Annotated in this window: 14 protein-coding genes and 5 tRNA genes; 7 read left to right on the top strand and 12 right to left on the bottom strand. The window is 43.8% G+C overall.

The window, feature by feature from the left end:
- Window positions 1–44: 44 nt before the first annotated feature.
- The 4 genes from K5609_RS08190 to tig all read right to left on the bottom strand — a co-directional run bounded on the left by K5609_RS08190 (window position 45) and on the right by tig (window position 4,776).
- Window positions 45–1,273, bottom strand: a protein-coding gene (locus K5609_RS08190; RefSeq protein WP_221076729.1) for an IS3 family transposase whose coding sequence is annotated in 2 segments (ribosomal slippage) — window positions 45–922 and window positions 922–1,273 — 1,230 coding nt in all. Because the reading frame shifts where the segments join, the coding sequence is not laid out codon by codon here.
- Between the two features lie 94 nt (window positions 1,274–1,367).
- Window positions 1,368–2,648, bottom strand: coding sequence for an ATP-dependent protease ATP-binding subunit ClpX (clpX, locus tag K5609_RS08185; protein ID WP_221076728.1), 1,281 nt, complete (start codon window positions 2,646–2,648; stop codon window positions 1,368–1,370).
- A 113-nt stretch (window positions 2,649–2,761) separates the two neighbouring features.
- Entirely contained in the window at window positions 2,762–3,385 is a 624-nt protein-coding gene (gene clpP, locus K5609_RS08180) for an ATP-dependent Clp endopeptidase proteolytic subunit ClpP (protein ID WP_016400663.1), read from the bottom strand.
- An 89-nt stretch (window positions 3,386–3,474) separates the two neighbouring features.
- Window positions 3,475–4,776, bottom strand: a complete 1,302-nt coding sequence (gene tig / locus K5609_RS08175) for a trigger factor (protein ID WP_221076727.1) — start codon at window positions 4,774–4,776, stop codon at window positions 3,475–3,477.
- Window positions 4,777–5,173: 397 nt separating this feature from the next.
- On the opposite strand from tig, the gene K5609_RS08170 reads away from it, so the two are divergent.
- Entirely contained in the window at window positions 5,174–5,680 is a 507-nt protein-coding gene (locus K5609_RS08170) for a prepilin-type N-terminal cleavage/methylation domain-containing protein (RefSeq protein ID WP_221076726.1), read from the top strand.
- 45 nt (window positions 5,681–5,725) lie between these two features.
- On the opposite strand, the gene K5609_RS08165 is transcribed toward K5609_RS08170, so the two are convergent.
- From K5609_RS08165 to K5609_RS08140, 6 genes are all read right to left on the bottom strand, one after another.
- Window positions 5,726–5,884, bottom strand: coding sequence for a hypothetical protein (locus K5609_RS08165; RefSeq protein ID WP_221076725.1), 159 nt, complete (start codon window positions 5,882–5,884; stop codon window positions 5,726–5,728).
- A 249-nt stretch (window positions 5,885–6,133) separates the two neighbouring features.
- Window positions 6,134–6,210, bottom strand: a tRNA-Pro gene (locus tag K5609_RS08160).
- Between the two features lie 47 nt (window positions 6,211–6,257).
- A tRNA-Leu gene (locus tag K5609_RS08155) sits at window positions 6,258–6,342 on the bottom strand.
- 43 nt (window positions 6,343–6,385) lie between these two features.
- A tRNA-His gene (locus tag K5609_RS08150) sits at window positions 6,386–6,461 on the bottom strand.
- Between the two features lie 31 nt (window positions 6,462–6,492).
- Window positions 6,493–6,569 (bottom strand) — tRNA-Arg (locus K5609_RS08145).
- A 47-nt stretch (window positions 6,570–6,616) separates the two neighbouring features.
- Window positions 6,617–6,693, bottom strand: a tRNA-Pro gene (locus K5609_RS08140).
- 422 nt (window positions 6,694–7,115) lie between these two features.
- On the opposite strand from K5609_RS08140, the gene K5609_RS08135 reads away from it, so the two are divergent.
- The 3 genes from K5609_RS08135 to K5609_RS08125 all read left to right on the top strand — a co-directional run bounded on the left by K5609_RS08135 (window position 7,116) and on the right by K5609_RS08125 (window position 10,642).
- Complete coding sequence (locus tag K5609_RS08135; protein ID WP_221076724.1) at window positions 7,116–8,780, top strand: putative transporter; 1,665 nt, start codon at window positions 7,116–7,118, stop codon at window positions 8,778–8,780.
- Window positions 8,781–8,957: 177 nt separating this feature from the next.
- Window positions 8,958–9,815, top strand: a complete 858-nt coding sequence (gene folD / locus K5609_RS08130; RefSeq protein WP_016400678.1) for a bifunctional methylenetetrahydrofolate dehydrogenase/methenyltetrahydrofolate cyclohydrolase FolD — start codon at window positions 8,958–8,960, stop codon at window positions 9,813–9,815.
- Window positions 9,816–9,913: 98 nt separating this feature from the next.
- The gene (locus K5609_RS08125) at window positions 9,914–10,642 is read left to right on the top strand and encodes a substrate-binding periplasmic protein (RefSeq protein ID WP_016400679.1); all 729 of its coding nucleotides are present in this window, start codon (window positions 9,914–9,916) and stop codon (window positions 10,640–10,642) included.
- A 43-nt stretch (window positions 10,643–10,685) separates the two neighbouring features.
- Here the strand turns inward: K5609_RS08125 and cysS are convergent, their stop codons facing one another.
- Window positions 10,686–12,065 carry a cysteine--tRNA ligase gene (gene cysS, locus K5609_RS08120; RefSeq protein WP_221076723.1) on the bottom strand — a complete coding sequence of 460 codons (1,380 nt, stop codon included), beginning with the start codon at window positions 12,063–12,065 and terminating at the stop codon, window positions 10,686–10,688.
- Window positions 12,066–12,217: 152 nt separating this feature from the next.
- Here cysS and K5609_RS08115 point away from each other — a divergent pair, with 152 nt between their 5' ends.
- The 3 genes from K5609_RS08115 to K5609_RS08105 all read left to right on the top strand — a co-directional run bounded on the left by K5609_RS08115 (window position 12,218) and on the right by K5609_RS08105 (window position 14,260).
- Window positions 12,218–12,715, top strand: a complete 498-nt coding sequence (locus K5609_RS08115; protein WP_016400681.1) for a peptidylprolyl isomerase — start codon at window positions 12,218–12,220, stop codon at window positions 12,713–12,715.
- A 6-nt stretch (window positions 12,716–12,721) separates the two neighbouring features.
- On the top strand, window positions 12,722–13,471 hold the full coding sequence (locus K5609_RS08110) for a UDP-2,3-diacylglucosamine diphosphatase (RefSeq protein WP_221076722.1): 750 nt from the start codon (window positions 12,722–12,724) through the stop codon (window positions 13,469–13,471).
- A gap of 192 nt (window positions 13,472–13,663) precedes the next feature.
- Window positions 13,664–14,260 carry a Yip1 family protein gene (locus tag K5609_RS08105; protein WP_016400683.1) on the top strand — a complete coding sequence of 199 codons (597 nt, stop codon included), beginning with the start codon at window positions 13,664–13,666 and terminating at the stop codon, window positions 14,258–14,260.
- A gap of 56 nt (window positions 14,261–14,316) precedes the next feature.
- Here the strand turns inward: K5609_RS08105 and rluB are convergent, their stop codons facing one another.
- A complete protein-coding gene (rluB, locus tag K5609_RS08100) occupies window positions 14,317–15,177 on the bottom strand; it encodes a 23S rRNA pseudouridine(2605) synthase RluB (RefSeq protein ID WP_040306893.1) in 861 nt (286 codons plus the stop codon).
- Between the last annotated feature and the right edge of the window lie 14 nt (window positions 15,178–15,191).

Genomic DNA, 15,191 nt, shown 5'->3' with positions numbered 1-15,191 from the left:
AAAGGCCTAAGCGATTGACCCGTCCTAAGATAGGTTGACGATTTTTAGGCCAGCTCCAGTAGCTTGCCTTTTCTATTGTGCACCTGATTGGGCGTTTCCATATTTAAACTCAGATGCGGCCTCATAGCGTTGTATATCGCTATCGATTCTTTTACAAGTATCTTCATTTCTTTAAGCGTTTTACATCGGTACAGTAAAAACTCCTGCTTCAGTATTCCGTTTATCCTTTCCGCCAACGCATTTTGGTAGCAATCATTACCGTCTGTCATCGATGGTCGAATTTGGTTTATCAACAGTTCATCCTGATAAGCTGCCGAGCAGTATTGTGAGCCTCGGTCTGAGTGGTGTACCGCGTTAGCGATATAGCGCTTATCTTTAACCGCCATTTTCAGGGCCTTCACTACGCTGTCAGCTTTCATGTCATCACTCAAGTGATGACCGACTATTTTACGAGAAGCGGCATCGGTCACCAACGACAGATAGTGCACACCTTGGTCTGATTCAAGATAGGTCATGTCGCTAACCAGTACATGCTCTGCATCATGTAATCCTTCCTCTTTCAGCAGGTTAGGATGTTTCTTCATCCAGTGCTTGCTGAATGTCGTTTTGGTGAAGCTTCTCTTTGGTTTAACCAGCAAACCCTCACGTCTCAAATAGGCAAAGAGCCCATCTCGTCCAAGTTTAATGTCGTGCTCAAGGAGTTTAGGCTTTATCAACACGTAGAGCTTGCGTACACCCAATCGCGGCATATATTTACGCCAGTACTGTACCCAGTCTTTGATGACCGATAACGTCGCTCTACGGTTTTCTATTCGGGCGACCGCCTGATAAATAGATTGCCGTGAAATACCCGCCGCGCGACATGCAGCAGCTAGGTTTATTTCGCTGTCGGTTTTCGCTTGCCAGATGTGCCGGATAAGTACTTTTTTCTAAGGCCCGCTCCGTATTCATTGTCCATGATATCGACCATACCATTGAGGATTTGGTTACGTAGCTTCTCTTCGGCTAACTCACGCTCAAGGCGCTTGATTGTTTCGGCTGGTGTTTCTTTTGAATTAGGCATAAGGGGATGCTGAAATGGTTTTGACCAATCAAGCCTACCATGTTTTCTGAGCCAAACCAGTACTGTTGAACGCCCCTGAATGCCAAATCGGGCTTGAGCTTGTTTGTAAGTCATTTCGCCTTTTTCGACGCGCTCTACGACACCTAATTTAAAGACCAAGGTGTAATCTCGTTGTGTGCGCTTACGGCTTGAGTTAATGGGTGTTGTCATAAAGAAGTCCTCTTTATGTCAACCTATTTCCGGACGGGACAGATAAAAACAAAAAAGCCAGTCCTTAGACTGGCTTTTTTAGCACCCGCGTAAACTAGTCTGCGCTAGCGGCTTTATCTTCATTGGTATAAATCAAGATTGGATCGCTCTCACCTTGAATCACCGTTTGGTCGATAACTACCTTCGATATGTTATCAATTGATGGCAAGTCGTACATGGTGTTAAGCAATACGGCTTCAACAATTGAACGCAAGCCACGAGCACCGGTTTTACGTTCCATCGCCTTATGAGCGATAGCTCTTAGCGCGTCTTCTCGGAACTCTAACTCAACATCTTCAAGCTTAAACAAAGCGCCATACTGCTTGGTAAGGGCATTCTTAGGCTCGCTTAAGATTTGAATTAATGCGTCTTCATCTAGTTCAGTCAACGTAGCTACTACTGGCAAACGACCAATAAACTCTGGGATAAGACCGTATTTAACTAAATCTTCTGGCTCTACTTTAGAGAAGGTTTCGCTCAACGAATTTTTATCCGCTTCGCCCTTCACTTCAGCACCAAAACCGATGCCGGTTCCAGTAGTTGCCCGTTGCTCAATTACTTTATCTAAGCCGGCAAACGCACCACCACAGATGAATAAGATTTTAGAGGTATCAACCTGTAAAAACTCTTGCTGAGGATGCTTACGACCGCCTTGAGGAGGAACCGAAGCAACAGTACCTTCAATCAACTTAAGTAAGGCTTGTTGTACACCTTCACCAGATACATCACGGGTAATTGACGGGTTATCTGATTTACGCGAAATCTTGTCAATTTCATCAATGTAAACAATGCCCCGTTGAGCTTTTTCAACGTCGTAGTCACACTTCTGAAGTAACTTCTGGATGATATTCTCAACGTCTTCGCCCACATAACCCGCTTCGGTTAATGTGGTGGCGTCGGCCATAGTAAACGGCACGTCTAGTAAACGAGCAAGCGTTTCTGCCAATAGAGTTTTACCACTACCGGTAGGGCCAATTAGGAGAATATTACTCTTACCTAGCTCGATGCCGTCAGCTACATCGCCATTGCGCAGGCGCTTGTAATGGTTGTAAACCGCTACCGCTAATACTTTTTTAGCGTGGTCTTGACCGATTACGTAGTCATCTAGATGTTCTCTAATTTCCTTAGGAACAGGTAAGGCGTTGCCTTCTTTTTTATTAGGCGATATTTCTTTTATTTCTTCTCGAATAATGTCGTTACATAACTCAACACATTCGTCACAAATATAGACGGAGGGACCGGCAATCAGCTTTCTCACTTCATGTTGGCTTTTACCGCAGAAGGAGCAATACAACAGCTTACTGCTATCTCCATCACCCTTGCGCTTATCTGTCATTCGCTAACCTCAAACTATGTAGCATTCTACGCTTTTATCTACAGTGTAAATCAAACCGCGAAGAATGCTATTTTCTCTATGCTCTATCTGTACAGACCGTGAATTGGAACTAATTATTCACGACGCGCAAAGATATCATCGACGATACCGTATTCTTTAGCCTGTTCGGCTGTCATATAGTTATCGCGATCAGTGTCTGCAGCGATAGTATCAAAACTTTGACCAGTATGCTCGGCCAACAACTCGTTCATGCGACGTTTTGTTTTAATAATTTCGTTGGCGTGGATTTCAATGTCAGATGCTTGACCTTGATAACCGCCTAGTGGCTGGTGAATCATCACTTTGGCGTTTGGTAAACAATAACGTTTGCCTTTAGCGCCACCCGCTAATAAAAATGCACCCATGCTTGCTGCCATACCCATACACACGGTACTAATTTTAGGCTTAATAAACTGCATGGTGTCATAAATCGCCATACCAGCGCTAATTGAACCGCCTGGCGAGTTAATGTAAATAAAAATGTCTTTCTCTGGGTTCTCAGATTCTAAGAATAACAGCTGAGCAACCACAAGATTGGCCATGTGGTCTTCCACTTGGCCAGTTAAGAAAATAACTCGGTCTTTTAATAGACGAGAATAAATATCGTAAGAGCGCTCCCCTTTAGAGGTTTGCTCAATAACCATTGGCACCAAAGCCGCCATGGGGTCGAATGCAGACTGATTAACTTCTTTAGACATTGATGCGCTCTTCCTTAAAAAAAATGGCTCGTATGTAGTACATACGAGCCATTATATGCGAGATAAAGGTGGCTAAGTCAAATTAGACCTTAATTTGCACCTTGCTTGTTCATAATTTCATCAAAAGCTACTTCTTTTTCAGTCACTTTTGCTTTATCAAGTACAAACTCAATCGCTTGTTCTTCTAATACTACGTTACGAACATTGTTCATTAACTCTTCGTTTTTAGCGTAGTACTCAAGTACTTCAGTTGGATCTTCGTAAGCTGATGCGAAAGAAGCGATGTGCTCTTTAACTTTCTCATCGTCAGCTTCTAGTTCGTTAACTTTAATTAACTCACCTAGTAGAAGACCAGTGCGAACACGGCGCTGTGCTTGCTCAGTGAATAGCTCATCAGGAAGCTCTGGTGCGTTTTGTGCGTTTTCGCCAAAACGTTGCATTGCTTGCTTACGAAGTTGCTCAACTTCTTGAGACACTAGTGCAGCTGGAACGTCGATTTCGTTCTGCTCGATAAGACCAGCTAAAACTTGCTCTTTAACACCCGCTTTTAGCGTTTGCTCAAGTTCACGTTCCATGTTCTTACGGATTTCAGCTTTAAGTGCGTCTAATTCACCTGTTTCGATACCGAATAATTTAACGAACTCTTCGTTAACTTCAGCTAGTTCAGGCTTTTCAACTTTGTTGATTTTGATATCAAAAGTTGCCGCTTTACCTTTTAGGTTTTCTGCGTGGTAATCTTCTGGGAAGTTAACTTCAATAGTAAACTCTTCGCCAGCTTTCTTACCCATGATTCCATCTTCAAAACCAGGAATCATTCGGCCAGCGCCCATTGCTAGGTCGAAACCATCAGCTTTGCCACCTTCGAATTCTTCACCGTCAATTTTACCTAAGAAGTCTAGGTTAACGCGGAATTCATTTTTAATCATGCCCTTGGTTTCTTTCCAAGTAGCTTGCTGCTTGCGTAAAGTGTCGATCATGGTATCAACATCTTTTTCGTTAACTGTCGCAGTTTTCTTTTCGACTTCGATAGCATCTAAGCCAGCAACTTCTACTTCTGGGAAAATTTCGAAAGTAGCGCTAAAGCTGAACTCGCCATCTTTAGTATCACCAGGCTGAAGTGCTGGAGCACCTGCTGGGTTTAGCTTCTCTTGCATGATAGCTTCGTAGAATGAACGCTGCATTGCTTGACCAGTTACATCGTGGCGAATAGCTGCACCGTAACGTTTCTTGATTACGCTTACTGGCACTTTACCAGGGCGGAAACCGTCGATGCGAGCGCGACGTGATTCTTGCTTAAGCGCTTGCTCAATTTGCTGTTCGATTTGCGTAGCGTCAATCGAAATCGTAACACGACGCTCCAAGCCCTGAGTTGTTTCTACTGAAACCTGCATTTTATTACCTCGGCTATAGTCAGCACCCTGCTGACAATTTACTTACGTAAACAATGGGAATTTAGCGGTTCGCATTGGCGAACTAGCTGTCCTTAGTTAAGGACCCATAATTTCAAAACGCCGCATTATAGCCATGGTTTTCGCCAAGGTCGAGACTGATTGCTAGATAATCGCAGATATCGCGTAAATATTTGCTGCTACGCATACCTGTTTGGCGATTTTCACTACATAAAGCCCAAAGCTCCCGCTTAATAAACAGGCCTTTGTTGATATAACGCTCGCTTATAATTAGCGCACCCGCACAAAATTAGACCAATGACTCTACAAAGCTAGGCAAGCGATAAGCAAACTTTTATACTTCGCCGAAAACGGATGCTGTAATAATGTTTAGGGATTAATGAAGAACCAAGGCTTTACCTTAATAGAACTGGTTGTAGTGATTATCGTGATCGGTATTCTTGCGGTTACTGCTGCACCTAAGCTACTAAATCTATCCAGTGATGCTCGAATAAAAACCATTGAACAAATCAGCGTTAGTGTAAAAACAGCCAACGACCTCCTCACCCTTAAATCCTACATGCCAAGTTATGTGTCGCAACAGGTGCCTAATCGCGATGATTTAATCGACGTAGACATGGATGGAGATGGCACTTTTGATGTATTTAACCCAGATAGTCCTGACGTAAGACTAAAATGGCGATACCTTGATAATACCGATATTACTAAACGCATCGACATTGATGATGTCTTTGTTTTACAAGAGCAAGGCTTCGCTTTTACTTATTTGGGTTACGACAGAAATGGTAATGGCCAAGTCACTGACGACAACTGCTATTTTCAATATACCCAAGCCAGCAACGCAACCACACCTCCGCAGTACGAGCTAGTCGACGACGGTTGCTAAAAAAGCCCCTAAGGCGGGGCTTTAGCTAAATGCATTAACGACCGTCTAAAGAAATGGGTAACTAACACCTACTTGGGCTAAGATTTCATCCATCACTCGCTGGGTGCCTAGGGTGTCTTGCCAAGTATTAAGATCACTTTGCAATTTACCCTGGCGAATACAGTTCATCGCTTCGCTCGCTTGATATTTAAAGCCAGTGGCCAAGAAAGGTAACTCCAGTACCTCGAGGCTTTTATCGAATGAATGAAGCTCTACTTTGTTGCTATCCCAGAAGTAAGCAGGTACTACAATATGAGCAAAACTTAAAAGCGAACTCCTGACTCTAAACCTGAGCCCTCTTCATCGCAAAGTACAGATACAAAAAAGCGAACTCCTGACTCTAAACCTGAGCCCTCTTCATCGCAAAGTACAGATACAAAAAAGCCCCGTCATTGCTGACGAGGCTTTATGTAGTGGTCGGTGATGAGAGATTCGAACTCCCGACCCTCTGGTCCCAAACCAGATGCGCTACCAAGCTGCGCTAATCACCGAAAACTTGTTGGTATATTTTAAGCGTTACCCACGCTTACACCAATAATGGTGCGGAAGGAGAGACTTGAACTCTCACACCTTGCGATACTAGAACCTAAATCTAGCGCGTCTACCAATTCCGCCACTTCCGCAAAACTATTTTCGCAACATTGCTATGGCAATGTAGTCGAATAATGGGGTGAGTAATGGGATTTGAACCCACGACAACCGGAATCACAATCCGGGGCTCTACCAACTGAGCTATACCCACCACAAACTTTTATGCTACTAGAGCATGTATTTGGCGCACCCTGTAGGACTCGAACCTACTACCTACGGCTTAGAAGGCCGTTGCTCTATCCAGATGAGCTAAGGGCGCATCTTTAGCGTCAAATAACCCAGTGTAAACACTAGGCTTCAAAAATTTGGTCGGTGATGAGAGATTCGAACTCCCGACCCTCTGGTCCCAAACCAGATGCGCTACCAAGCTGCGCTAATCACCGATTGCTTTGATATTTTAGAAGGTTATACCTTCTGGTCCCGCTCTTTATGAGCTTCGCGACGATGCGCTATCAAACTACGCTAATCACCGATTTGTTTTAAAGCACTGATTGTGCCCTTCAACGGAGGCGAATACTACCCACTTGATTGGTCAGCGTCAAACAGTTTTTTACTGATATTTACCGATTGGTTACAGCATAGCCAAAATGAGTGAATTTCAACAATATCCTGCGGTAATAATCAGCAAACAGAGGCCTAAAACCAATCATTAGCTATAAAAACTTCATCATCTTCATAACGGAGCCACTGTTTATTTAGATCATTGTTATTTATTAATCCAAATCAATAGTTAACTACGACTAAAGTAGTAGTCTCTTGCTGAAGAATTAAACACAAATTTTTTTTGCGATTGGAATGGAATCTCATGAGTGAAGTTGCGTTATCCATATTGGTCTTATCGGCTGTTGCGGTTATAGGACTATGGTTTGGTGGAATAAAAGTTCGCGGCGTTGGTTTAGGCATAGGCGGAGTGTTATTTGGAGGCCTGTTTGTTGGTCACTTCATTAAGCAATTTGGCTGGCATTTAGACCCACACGCCCTGCATTTTATTAAAGAGTTTGGCCTTATCCTATTTGTTTACACTATTGGTATCCAAGTTGGGCCTGGTTTTTTTGCCTCGCTTAAAGCCAGTGGATTAAGGTTAAACCTGCTTGCTGTTGGCATTGTTGTTCTTGGAGGCATAACTGCAGTAGCGCTTCACTTCATCTTTGACCTACCTTTAAATGTTTTCTTGGGCATATATAGTGGCGCGGTTACCAATACCCCTTCTCTAGCGGCTGGCCAACAAATCCTACAAGAGCTAGGAATGGCTACCGAGGAAACCACCGTACTCGGTTTAGGTTACGCCATGGCCTACCCTTTTGGCATTTTGGGCATTTTGCTTACCATGTGGATCATTCGCCTTGCCTTTCGCGTTGATATTGAACAAGAAGCAGAAGATTTCGATAATACTAAAGGTAAAAAGAAGCAAAGCTTGCTTGATATCAACGTCATTATTGAAAACCCCAACCTAAATGGCATTGCCTTCTCTGAGTTAAGTAAGCTGATTGGCGAAGATGTCATTTGTTCGCGAGTAAAATCTGATGGCGAGCTAAAAGTACCAGGCGCCGATATGCTAATGCACCTAGGTGATTACCTACACTTGGTAGGGCCTAATCGCAACAAACTGGAACAAGCCACCTTAATCATTGGCCAAGAGATCAGTGAGTCTCTCTCTACTAAAGGAACCTTGCTTCGCAGTGAACGGGTTGTAGTCACCGAAGAGCGGATTTTAGGTAAAAAACTCAGCGAGTTAGATTTAAAACATAGCTTTGACGTAATTATCTCGCGCCTAAACCGTGCCGGTGTTGAGCTGGTTGCTAACAAAGACACCATTTTACAGTTTGGCGATATTCTTAATATCGTAGGCCCGAGCCAAGATATTGAAAAAGTAGCCAAAAGCTTAGGCAACGTGCGTAGCAAGTTACAGCATGTGCAAATGCTACCTATTTTCATTGGTATTGGCTTAGGTGTTTTACTGGGTTCTTTGCCTTTAGCAATTCCAAGCTTACCGGCTCCTCTTAAGCTCGGCTTAGCTGGAGGCCCACTTATTGTGGCAATTATTCTTGCGAGAATTGGCAGTATTGGCCGCCTTTACTGGTTTATGCCACCAAGTGCTAACTTAGCACTTAGAGAGATAGGAATTGTGCTATTTTTGGCGGTTGTAGGTATTAACTCGGGTGCTAACTTCATTGAAACTTTAGTTGAGGGCGATGGCCTTAGCTGGATGTTCTATGGCGCTTTTATAACCCTTATTCCCCTACTTATTATCGGCTTTATTGGGCGTTACGTTCTAAAAGTGAATTACCTAAGCCTATGTGGTTTGATGGCAGGTTCGATGACCGATCCACCAGCGTTGGCATTTGCTAACTCTATTCACAGTACCAGCGGTGCCTCGGCCTTAGCCTATGCTACGGTGTACCCTTTGGTAATGTGTTTACGGATTTTATCACCACAAGTAATCGCTGTATTACTCTGGGTTGCTGCTTAGTTATATAAAGGCCTGCGCAAGCAGGCTTTTGCTTTATCCGCCTTATAAATTCCGCCGTTTCACTCAACTTCTTTTTAAAACCATCCTTTTTGCTAAAAAAAAGATCTGACATTTATTCGCCTATCATGCCAAAATAGCGCCCTCTAGCATGGTCAATCACTCGTTAAAGAAGAATCAATGTCTGCACAAATAATTGATGGAAAAAAAATCGCTCAACAAGTTCAAGATCAAGTTGCTGAGCGTGTTAAGCAAAGAGTCGCTGAAGGGAAACGTGCTCCAGGTTTAGCCGTGATTTTAGTTGGCGATAACCCAGCCTCTCAAGTTTATGTGGGCAGCAAACGCCGCGTATGTGAAGCCGTTGGCTTTATTTCGAAGTCTATCGACTTAGATGACAACACTGATGAGCAAACGCTATTAGCCGAAATTGACAAACTTAACGATGACCCACTAATCGACGGAATCTTGGTGCAATTGCCTTTACCCGAAGGTATCGATGAAACCAAAGTGGTTGAGCGTATTCGCCCTGACAAAGATGTAGATGGCTTTCATCCTTATAACATTGGTCGATTAGCTCAACGTATTCCAGCACTACGCCCATGTACTCCTAAAGGCATTATTACCCTTATTGAATCAACCGGTGTCAGCCCTTACGGTCTAGAAGCCGTTGTTGTAGGTGCCTCAAATATTGTTGGCCGACCAATGACCTTAGAGTTATTGCTAGCTGGCTGCACTACCACCACTTGTCACCGTTTTACTAAAGACCTAGAAGCGCATGTGCGTCGCGCCGATTTAGTAGTTGTTGCTGTAGGTAAACCGCAATTTATTCCTGGCGAATGGATTAAACCCGGCGCAATGGTGATCGATGTAGGCATTAACCGCTTAGACAACGGTAAACTAGCTGGTGATGTTGAATATGAAGTTGCTCGTCAAAATGCCGCGTTTATTACGCCAGTACCTGGTGGAGTTGGCCCAATGACAGTAGCAACGCTTATTCAAAACACCTTAGAAGCCTGTGAAGAGTTCCACGACAAATAGTTGGCTGGGCGAATACTCAGATCAAGTATTCGCCATTTTCACTGCAACTTAATCAAAAGTAAGCTAATTTTAACAAAGGGACTAGATTAGGATTACTTATGCTCCACCGTTACTTATTATTGCTGTGTTTAACCTTACCTTTTGCCGCTCGTGCAGAAAACATTAGCTTTGTAACGGAAAACCTGCGCCCTTTTAACTATGTAGAAGATGCTCACCTAACCGGTATTTCTGTAGAACTACTGCGTTTAGTGTGGCAAGAGATGGGCGAAGATCCTCAACCTATTAAAGTGCAAACCTGGGAAAAAGCCTACTATTTGCTACAGCATCGCCCCAATATGGCATTGTTTCTTACCATGCGTAGCCCCCGTAGAGAACACATGTTTCACTGGGCCTGCCCCATAACCACCTCCAATATTAAGCTCATCGCGTTAAAGTCACGCGCTATCAAAATTGACCAAATTGGACCAAATTCAAAACTCCTATTTGGCGCTATGAAGGCCGGCGTTGGCGAACAACTCTTGCTCTATAAAGGCGTTGAGTTTGAGCAGATATCACTTACCGAAGACTTAGAAAAAGCCTTACGCATGTTAAAGCGCGAGCGTGTTGATGTTATTGCTTCTGAACCCGAGGTCGTCGAGCAAACGGCTAAAGCCTTAGGATTTGAAAGTGAACTATTTGAACCTGTTCACCAGCTAGGTAAATTAGAGGGTTGTTATGCATTTAGCCAAGGGACTGACCCAGATTATTTGCAACGCTTTAGAGCCGCACTAAGCAAAGTAACCTCTGGCGAGCAATACCAAAGCTTATTAAAGAAATACAAGATGTAAAAAAGGCAGCCTAGGCTGCCTTTTTGTTATCTGTAAACCTTGCTTAGGCTTTACGCCAAGTTGTACCTGCCGCACCGTCTTCCAACACAATACCCATTTCGGTTAATCGATTACGTGCAATGTCTGCTGCAGCCCAATCTTTATCAGCTCGCGCTTGGTTACGCGCTGCAATCAAAGCCTCAATCTCAGCCACTTCACTATCGTGCTCACCTTGCAAAAAGGTTTCTACATCTTGAGTCAAAATGCCAAGCACTGCGCTAAGTTCTAACAACAAGCTAGCATACTGGCCGGCTAACATTGCATTGCTTTCTTTAACCCGGTTAATTTCTTTTGCTAACTCGAATAAAACAGGCAAGGCTTCTGGCGTATTAAAATCGTCATCCATCGCAGCCTTAAACGGTTCACGATAAGCAGCTGCTACTTGTTCGTCTACAGCTACCAGCTCAATACCACGCAAGGCAGTATACAAACGCTCAAGAGCCGAGCGAGATTGCTTTAAGTTGTCTTCAGAGTAATTTAACTGGCTGCGGTAATGACCAGACAACAAGAAGTAACGCACTGTTTCAGGATCATACACTTCTAACACATCTTTGATGGTGAAGAAGTTACCTAAAGACTTAGACATTTTCTCTTTGTTTACCTGAACCATGCCAGAGTGCATCCAGTAGTTCACGTAATTGGTCTTATGAGCGCAGCAAGATTGAGCAATTTCGTTTTCATGGTGTGGAAAGGCTAAATCTGAACCGCCACCGTGAATATCAAATACATCCCCTAAGTGCTTCATATTCATTGCTGAACATTCAATGTGCCAGCCAGGGCGGCCTTTACCCCATGGAGAATCCCACATAGGCTCACCAGGTTTGGCACTTTTCCACAATACAAAATCTAGAGGATTACGCTTGTCCTCTTCTACTTCTACCCGCGCGCCTGCTTGTAGCATTTCTAAGTTTTGTAAGCTCAGCTTGCCGTAATCAGCGAAGGTGCTCACTTCAAACAGTACATCGCCGCTATCGGCAACATAGGCATGGCCATTAGCAATCAGCTTTTCTATCACCTCAATGATTTCTGGCATATGCGTTGTTACCCGAGGCTCAATATCTGGGCGCAGCATATTCAGTGCATCAAAGTCAGCATGCATTGCTTTAGTAAAACGCTCGGTTAAGGCATCGCAGCTTTCGCCGTTTTCAGCTGCACGTTTAATAATTTTGTCGTCTACGTCGGTAATATTGCGAACAAAATTAAGCTCGTACCCCGACCAACGTAAGTAGCGAGCAACCGTATCAAAAGCGACAAACGTACGCGCGTGGCCAATGTGACAGTAGTCGTAAATGGTAACTCCACAAACATACATACCCACTTTCCCTTCGACTAAGGGCTTAAACGCTTGTTTCTTGCGGGTTAAAGTATTGTATATCTGTAACATCTAATTGGTTTCCTGTTCCATTTACTGACTATTGCTAAGGTTGGCTATTCTAACACTGCGCTTGAGGAAAAACAGCCGAATTAAGCGCTGTGACTAGTCAGTAGACATGGGAAAGTTTAGAATCGGTGCACTTACCAAAAAAGGGTGAAACAATGGTTACTTTACATACAAATTTTGGCGACATCGTGGTTAAACTAAACACCGCTGAAGCGCCTGAAACAGCTGCTAACTTCATTGCTTATGCAAAAGATGGATTTTACAACGACACTATCTTCCACCGCGTAATCGATGGCTTTATGGTTCAAGGTGGTGGCTTTGCATCTGGCATGGAAGAGAAAGAAACCAAAGCGCCAATCAAAAACGAGGCGAACAACGGTTTATCTAACAAAACTGGCACCTTGGCAATGGCCCGCACCATGGATCCTCACTCAGCTTCTGCCCAGTTTTTCATTAACGTGAATGACAACACCTTCCTAGACTTTAAAGCAGAGACCACCGAAGGCTGGGGTTACTGCGTGTTTGGTGAAGTGGTTGAAGGCATGGATGTAGTCAACAAAATCAAAGGCGTAGACACTGGTAACTTTGGTTATGTTCACTCAGACGTGCCTTTAGAAGAAGTACTAATCACTTCTGTAAGTGTTGCGGAATAAGCTTACGTGCACACCTATTTCATTTCAGATTTACATCTAAGTGAAGATCGGCCTGACATTATTCAGGCCTTTCTCGACTTTTTGCAGCAACAAGCCCCTAAGGCCGAAGCCCTCTACATTTTGGGCGATTTATTCGAGTTTTGGATTGGTGATGACGATAAAACACCGGTGGCCAAGCAAGTAGAGCAAGCGTTAAAAGCTTTATCTGACAAAGGTGTGCCAAGTTACTTTATTCATGGCAACCGAGACTTTATGGTAGGCAAGGCTTACGCAAAACGCTGCGGCATGACCTTGCTTGAAGAAGAGAAATTGGTAGATCTTTACGGTCATAAAGTCTTAATTTTGCATGGCGATACCTTATGCACTGACGATGTAGGTTATCAAGAATACCGCGAGGTGACTCAAAAGCTTTGGCTTAGGCGCTTATTCTTATTGCTGCCTCTATTTGTTCGGCAAAAAATTGCCAACAAAATCCGCAGTAAAAGTAAACAAGCCAACACCAGCAAATCGCTTGGCATTATGGATGTTAACCAACAAGCCGTTGAACAACGCTTTGAATGTCAGGCTATCGACTACATGATCCACGGTCATACCCACCGACCTGATATCCACTCTATTCAGCAAACCAATAATACAATCAAGTATCGTGTAGTACTTGGAGATTGGTACCAACAAATGAGTGTATTAAAAATTGATCAAAACGGCTTAGAACTTAGCGCGAAAGGTCAGCTACAGAAGCTTGAGCTTGGTCAATAATTTAAACATTAAGTACTAGCACTTTGCTTAGGTAAATTGTTAATAAACCAAGCCAAGCACTTGAATACTCTACTCTTACCCAGATTCTCAGCAGAATCGTTTAATTAATAAACTACTTGACGATTTCATAGACATCGCGCATAACTTAATCATTAATGTTGCATTAATGTTAATTTTAGCGAGGACGCGCCTATGTTATTTAGTCATGTTTGGGGACTAGCTTCACATACAAAAGAAGAATGGCAAGACATTGACAAGCACCACGAAGGGATCGGAGCGAGCTTGTCGCACTTATTACTTATGGCACTTATTCCTGCCATTTGTGGTTACTTTTCTACCGTACACATTGGTTGGAAGGTGGGAGCAAACAGCTTTTCATTAACCAGCGACAGTGCCATTTTCATGTCTGTGGCTATGTATGCTGCCATGGTTACCGTAGTGTTGTGCTTAGCTTATGCAGCGCTTTGGATGGCAAAAACGTTTAATACCGATACCACCTACCAGCAAACCTTAGAGCTATCTGCTTACGTAGCCACACCAATTTATATGGTGGGCTTTGCCGCGCTTTATCCAGAACCTTGGTTTGTTATGGTTGCCGGCTTAGTTGGCGTTACTTACGCCGTATATTTGCTGTACACGGGTGTGCCTATCATTATGCACATCCCAGAAGAGCGAGGCTTCATCTTTGCCAGTAGCCTAGTTACTGTTGGCTTGGTGATGTTGGTGACCGTGCTCATCTCAACCGTTATTTTATGGTCTAGCGGCGCAGGCCCCATCTTTGCGAACTGACGCAAGGCCAAAACAAAAAGCTCGCAACTAAGCGAGCTTTTTTATTGGCTAAAGGGCTATTTTAAACGCCTTCTCTTTGCCGCTTGGCTTTGCGTGCGAGAGCGGTGTTTACGCACCGACTTTCTAATACGCTGGGTACTGCGAACACGATCTTCCACCTTGATAATCGTATTCTCTTCTTTATTAAGCTGTACCAACTTACGCAAGTAGTTTACTTGATCTAAGGGCATTTCTTGCCAGCCGCTGCGTGGCAAACCTTTAGGTAAAGGAATAAGCCCATAACGAACCCGAATCAAACGGCTCACTTGCATGCCTTGAGATTCCCACATTCTGCGCACTTCGCGATTACGACCCTCGCTTAGTGTCACGGAGTACCACTGATTAATACCCTCGCCGCCTTGGCGCTTAACCGTGGTAAATGCTGCTCGGCCATCTTCTAATTCAACACCGGTGCGCAAGTTACGAATTACTTCGTCATCTACATCACCAAATACCCGTACTGCATATTCGCGTTCAACTTCGAAACTTGGATGCATTAAACGGTTGGCCAACTCGCCATCGGTAGTAAATAACAATAAACCAGAGGTATTGATATCTAATCGACCTACCGCAATCCAGCGACCATGTTGCAAACGTGGTAAGCGGTCAAATACAGTTTCTCGCCCTTCAGGGTCATTGCGAGAACAGATTTCACCTTCAGACTTATGGTAAGCCAATACTCGACAAATGGTGTCTTCGACTTTTTGGATGTCGATGATGCGGCCATCCACCCTTACTTCAACCCCTTCTTCGATGCGATCACCTAAAGTGGCAATACTCCCATCTACGCTTACTCTCCCTGCGTCAATTACAGCTTCCATCTCACGACGTGAGCCTAAACCGCTACGGGCCAGGACTTTTTGAAGTTTTTCACTCATATTTCTTATCCGGG

The organism is Agarivorans aestuarii, assembly GCF_019670125.1.
Lineage (GTDB): Bacteria > Pseudomonadota > Gammaproteobacteria > Enterobacterales > Celerinatantimonadaceae > Agarivorans > Agarivorans aestuarii.
The sequence above is the reverse complement of the archived record's forward strand: the minus strand, read 5'-3'. Positions and strand labels throughout refer to the sequence as shown.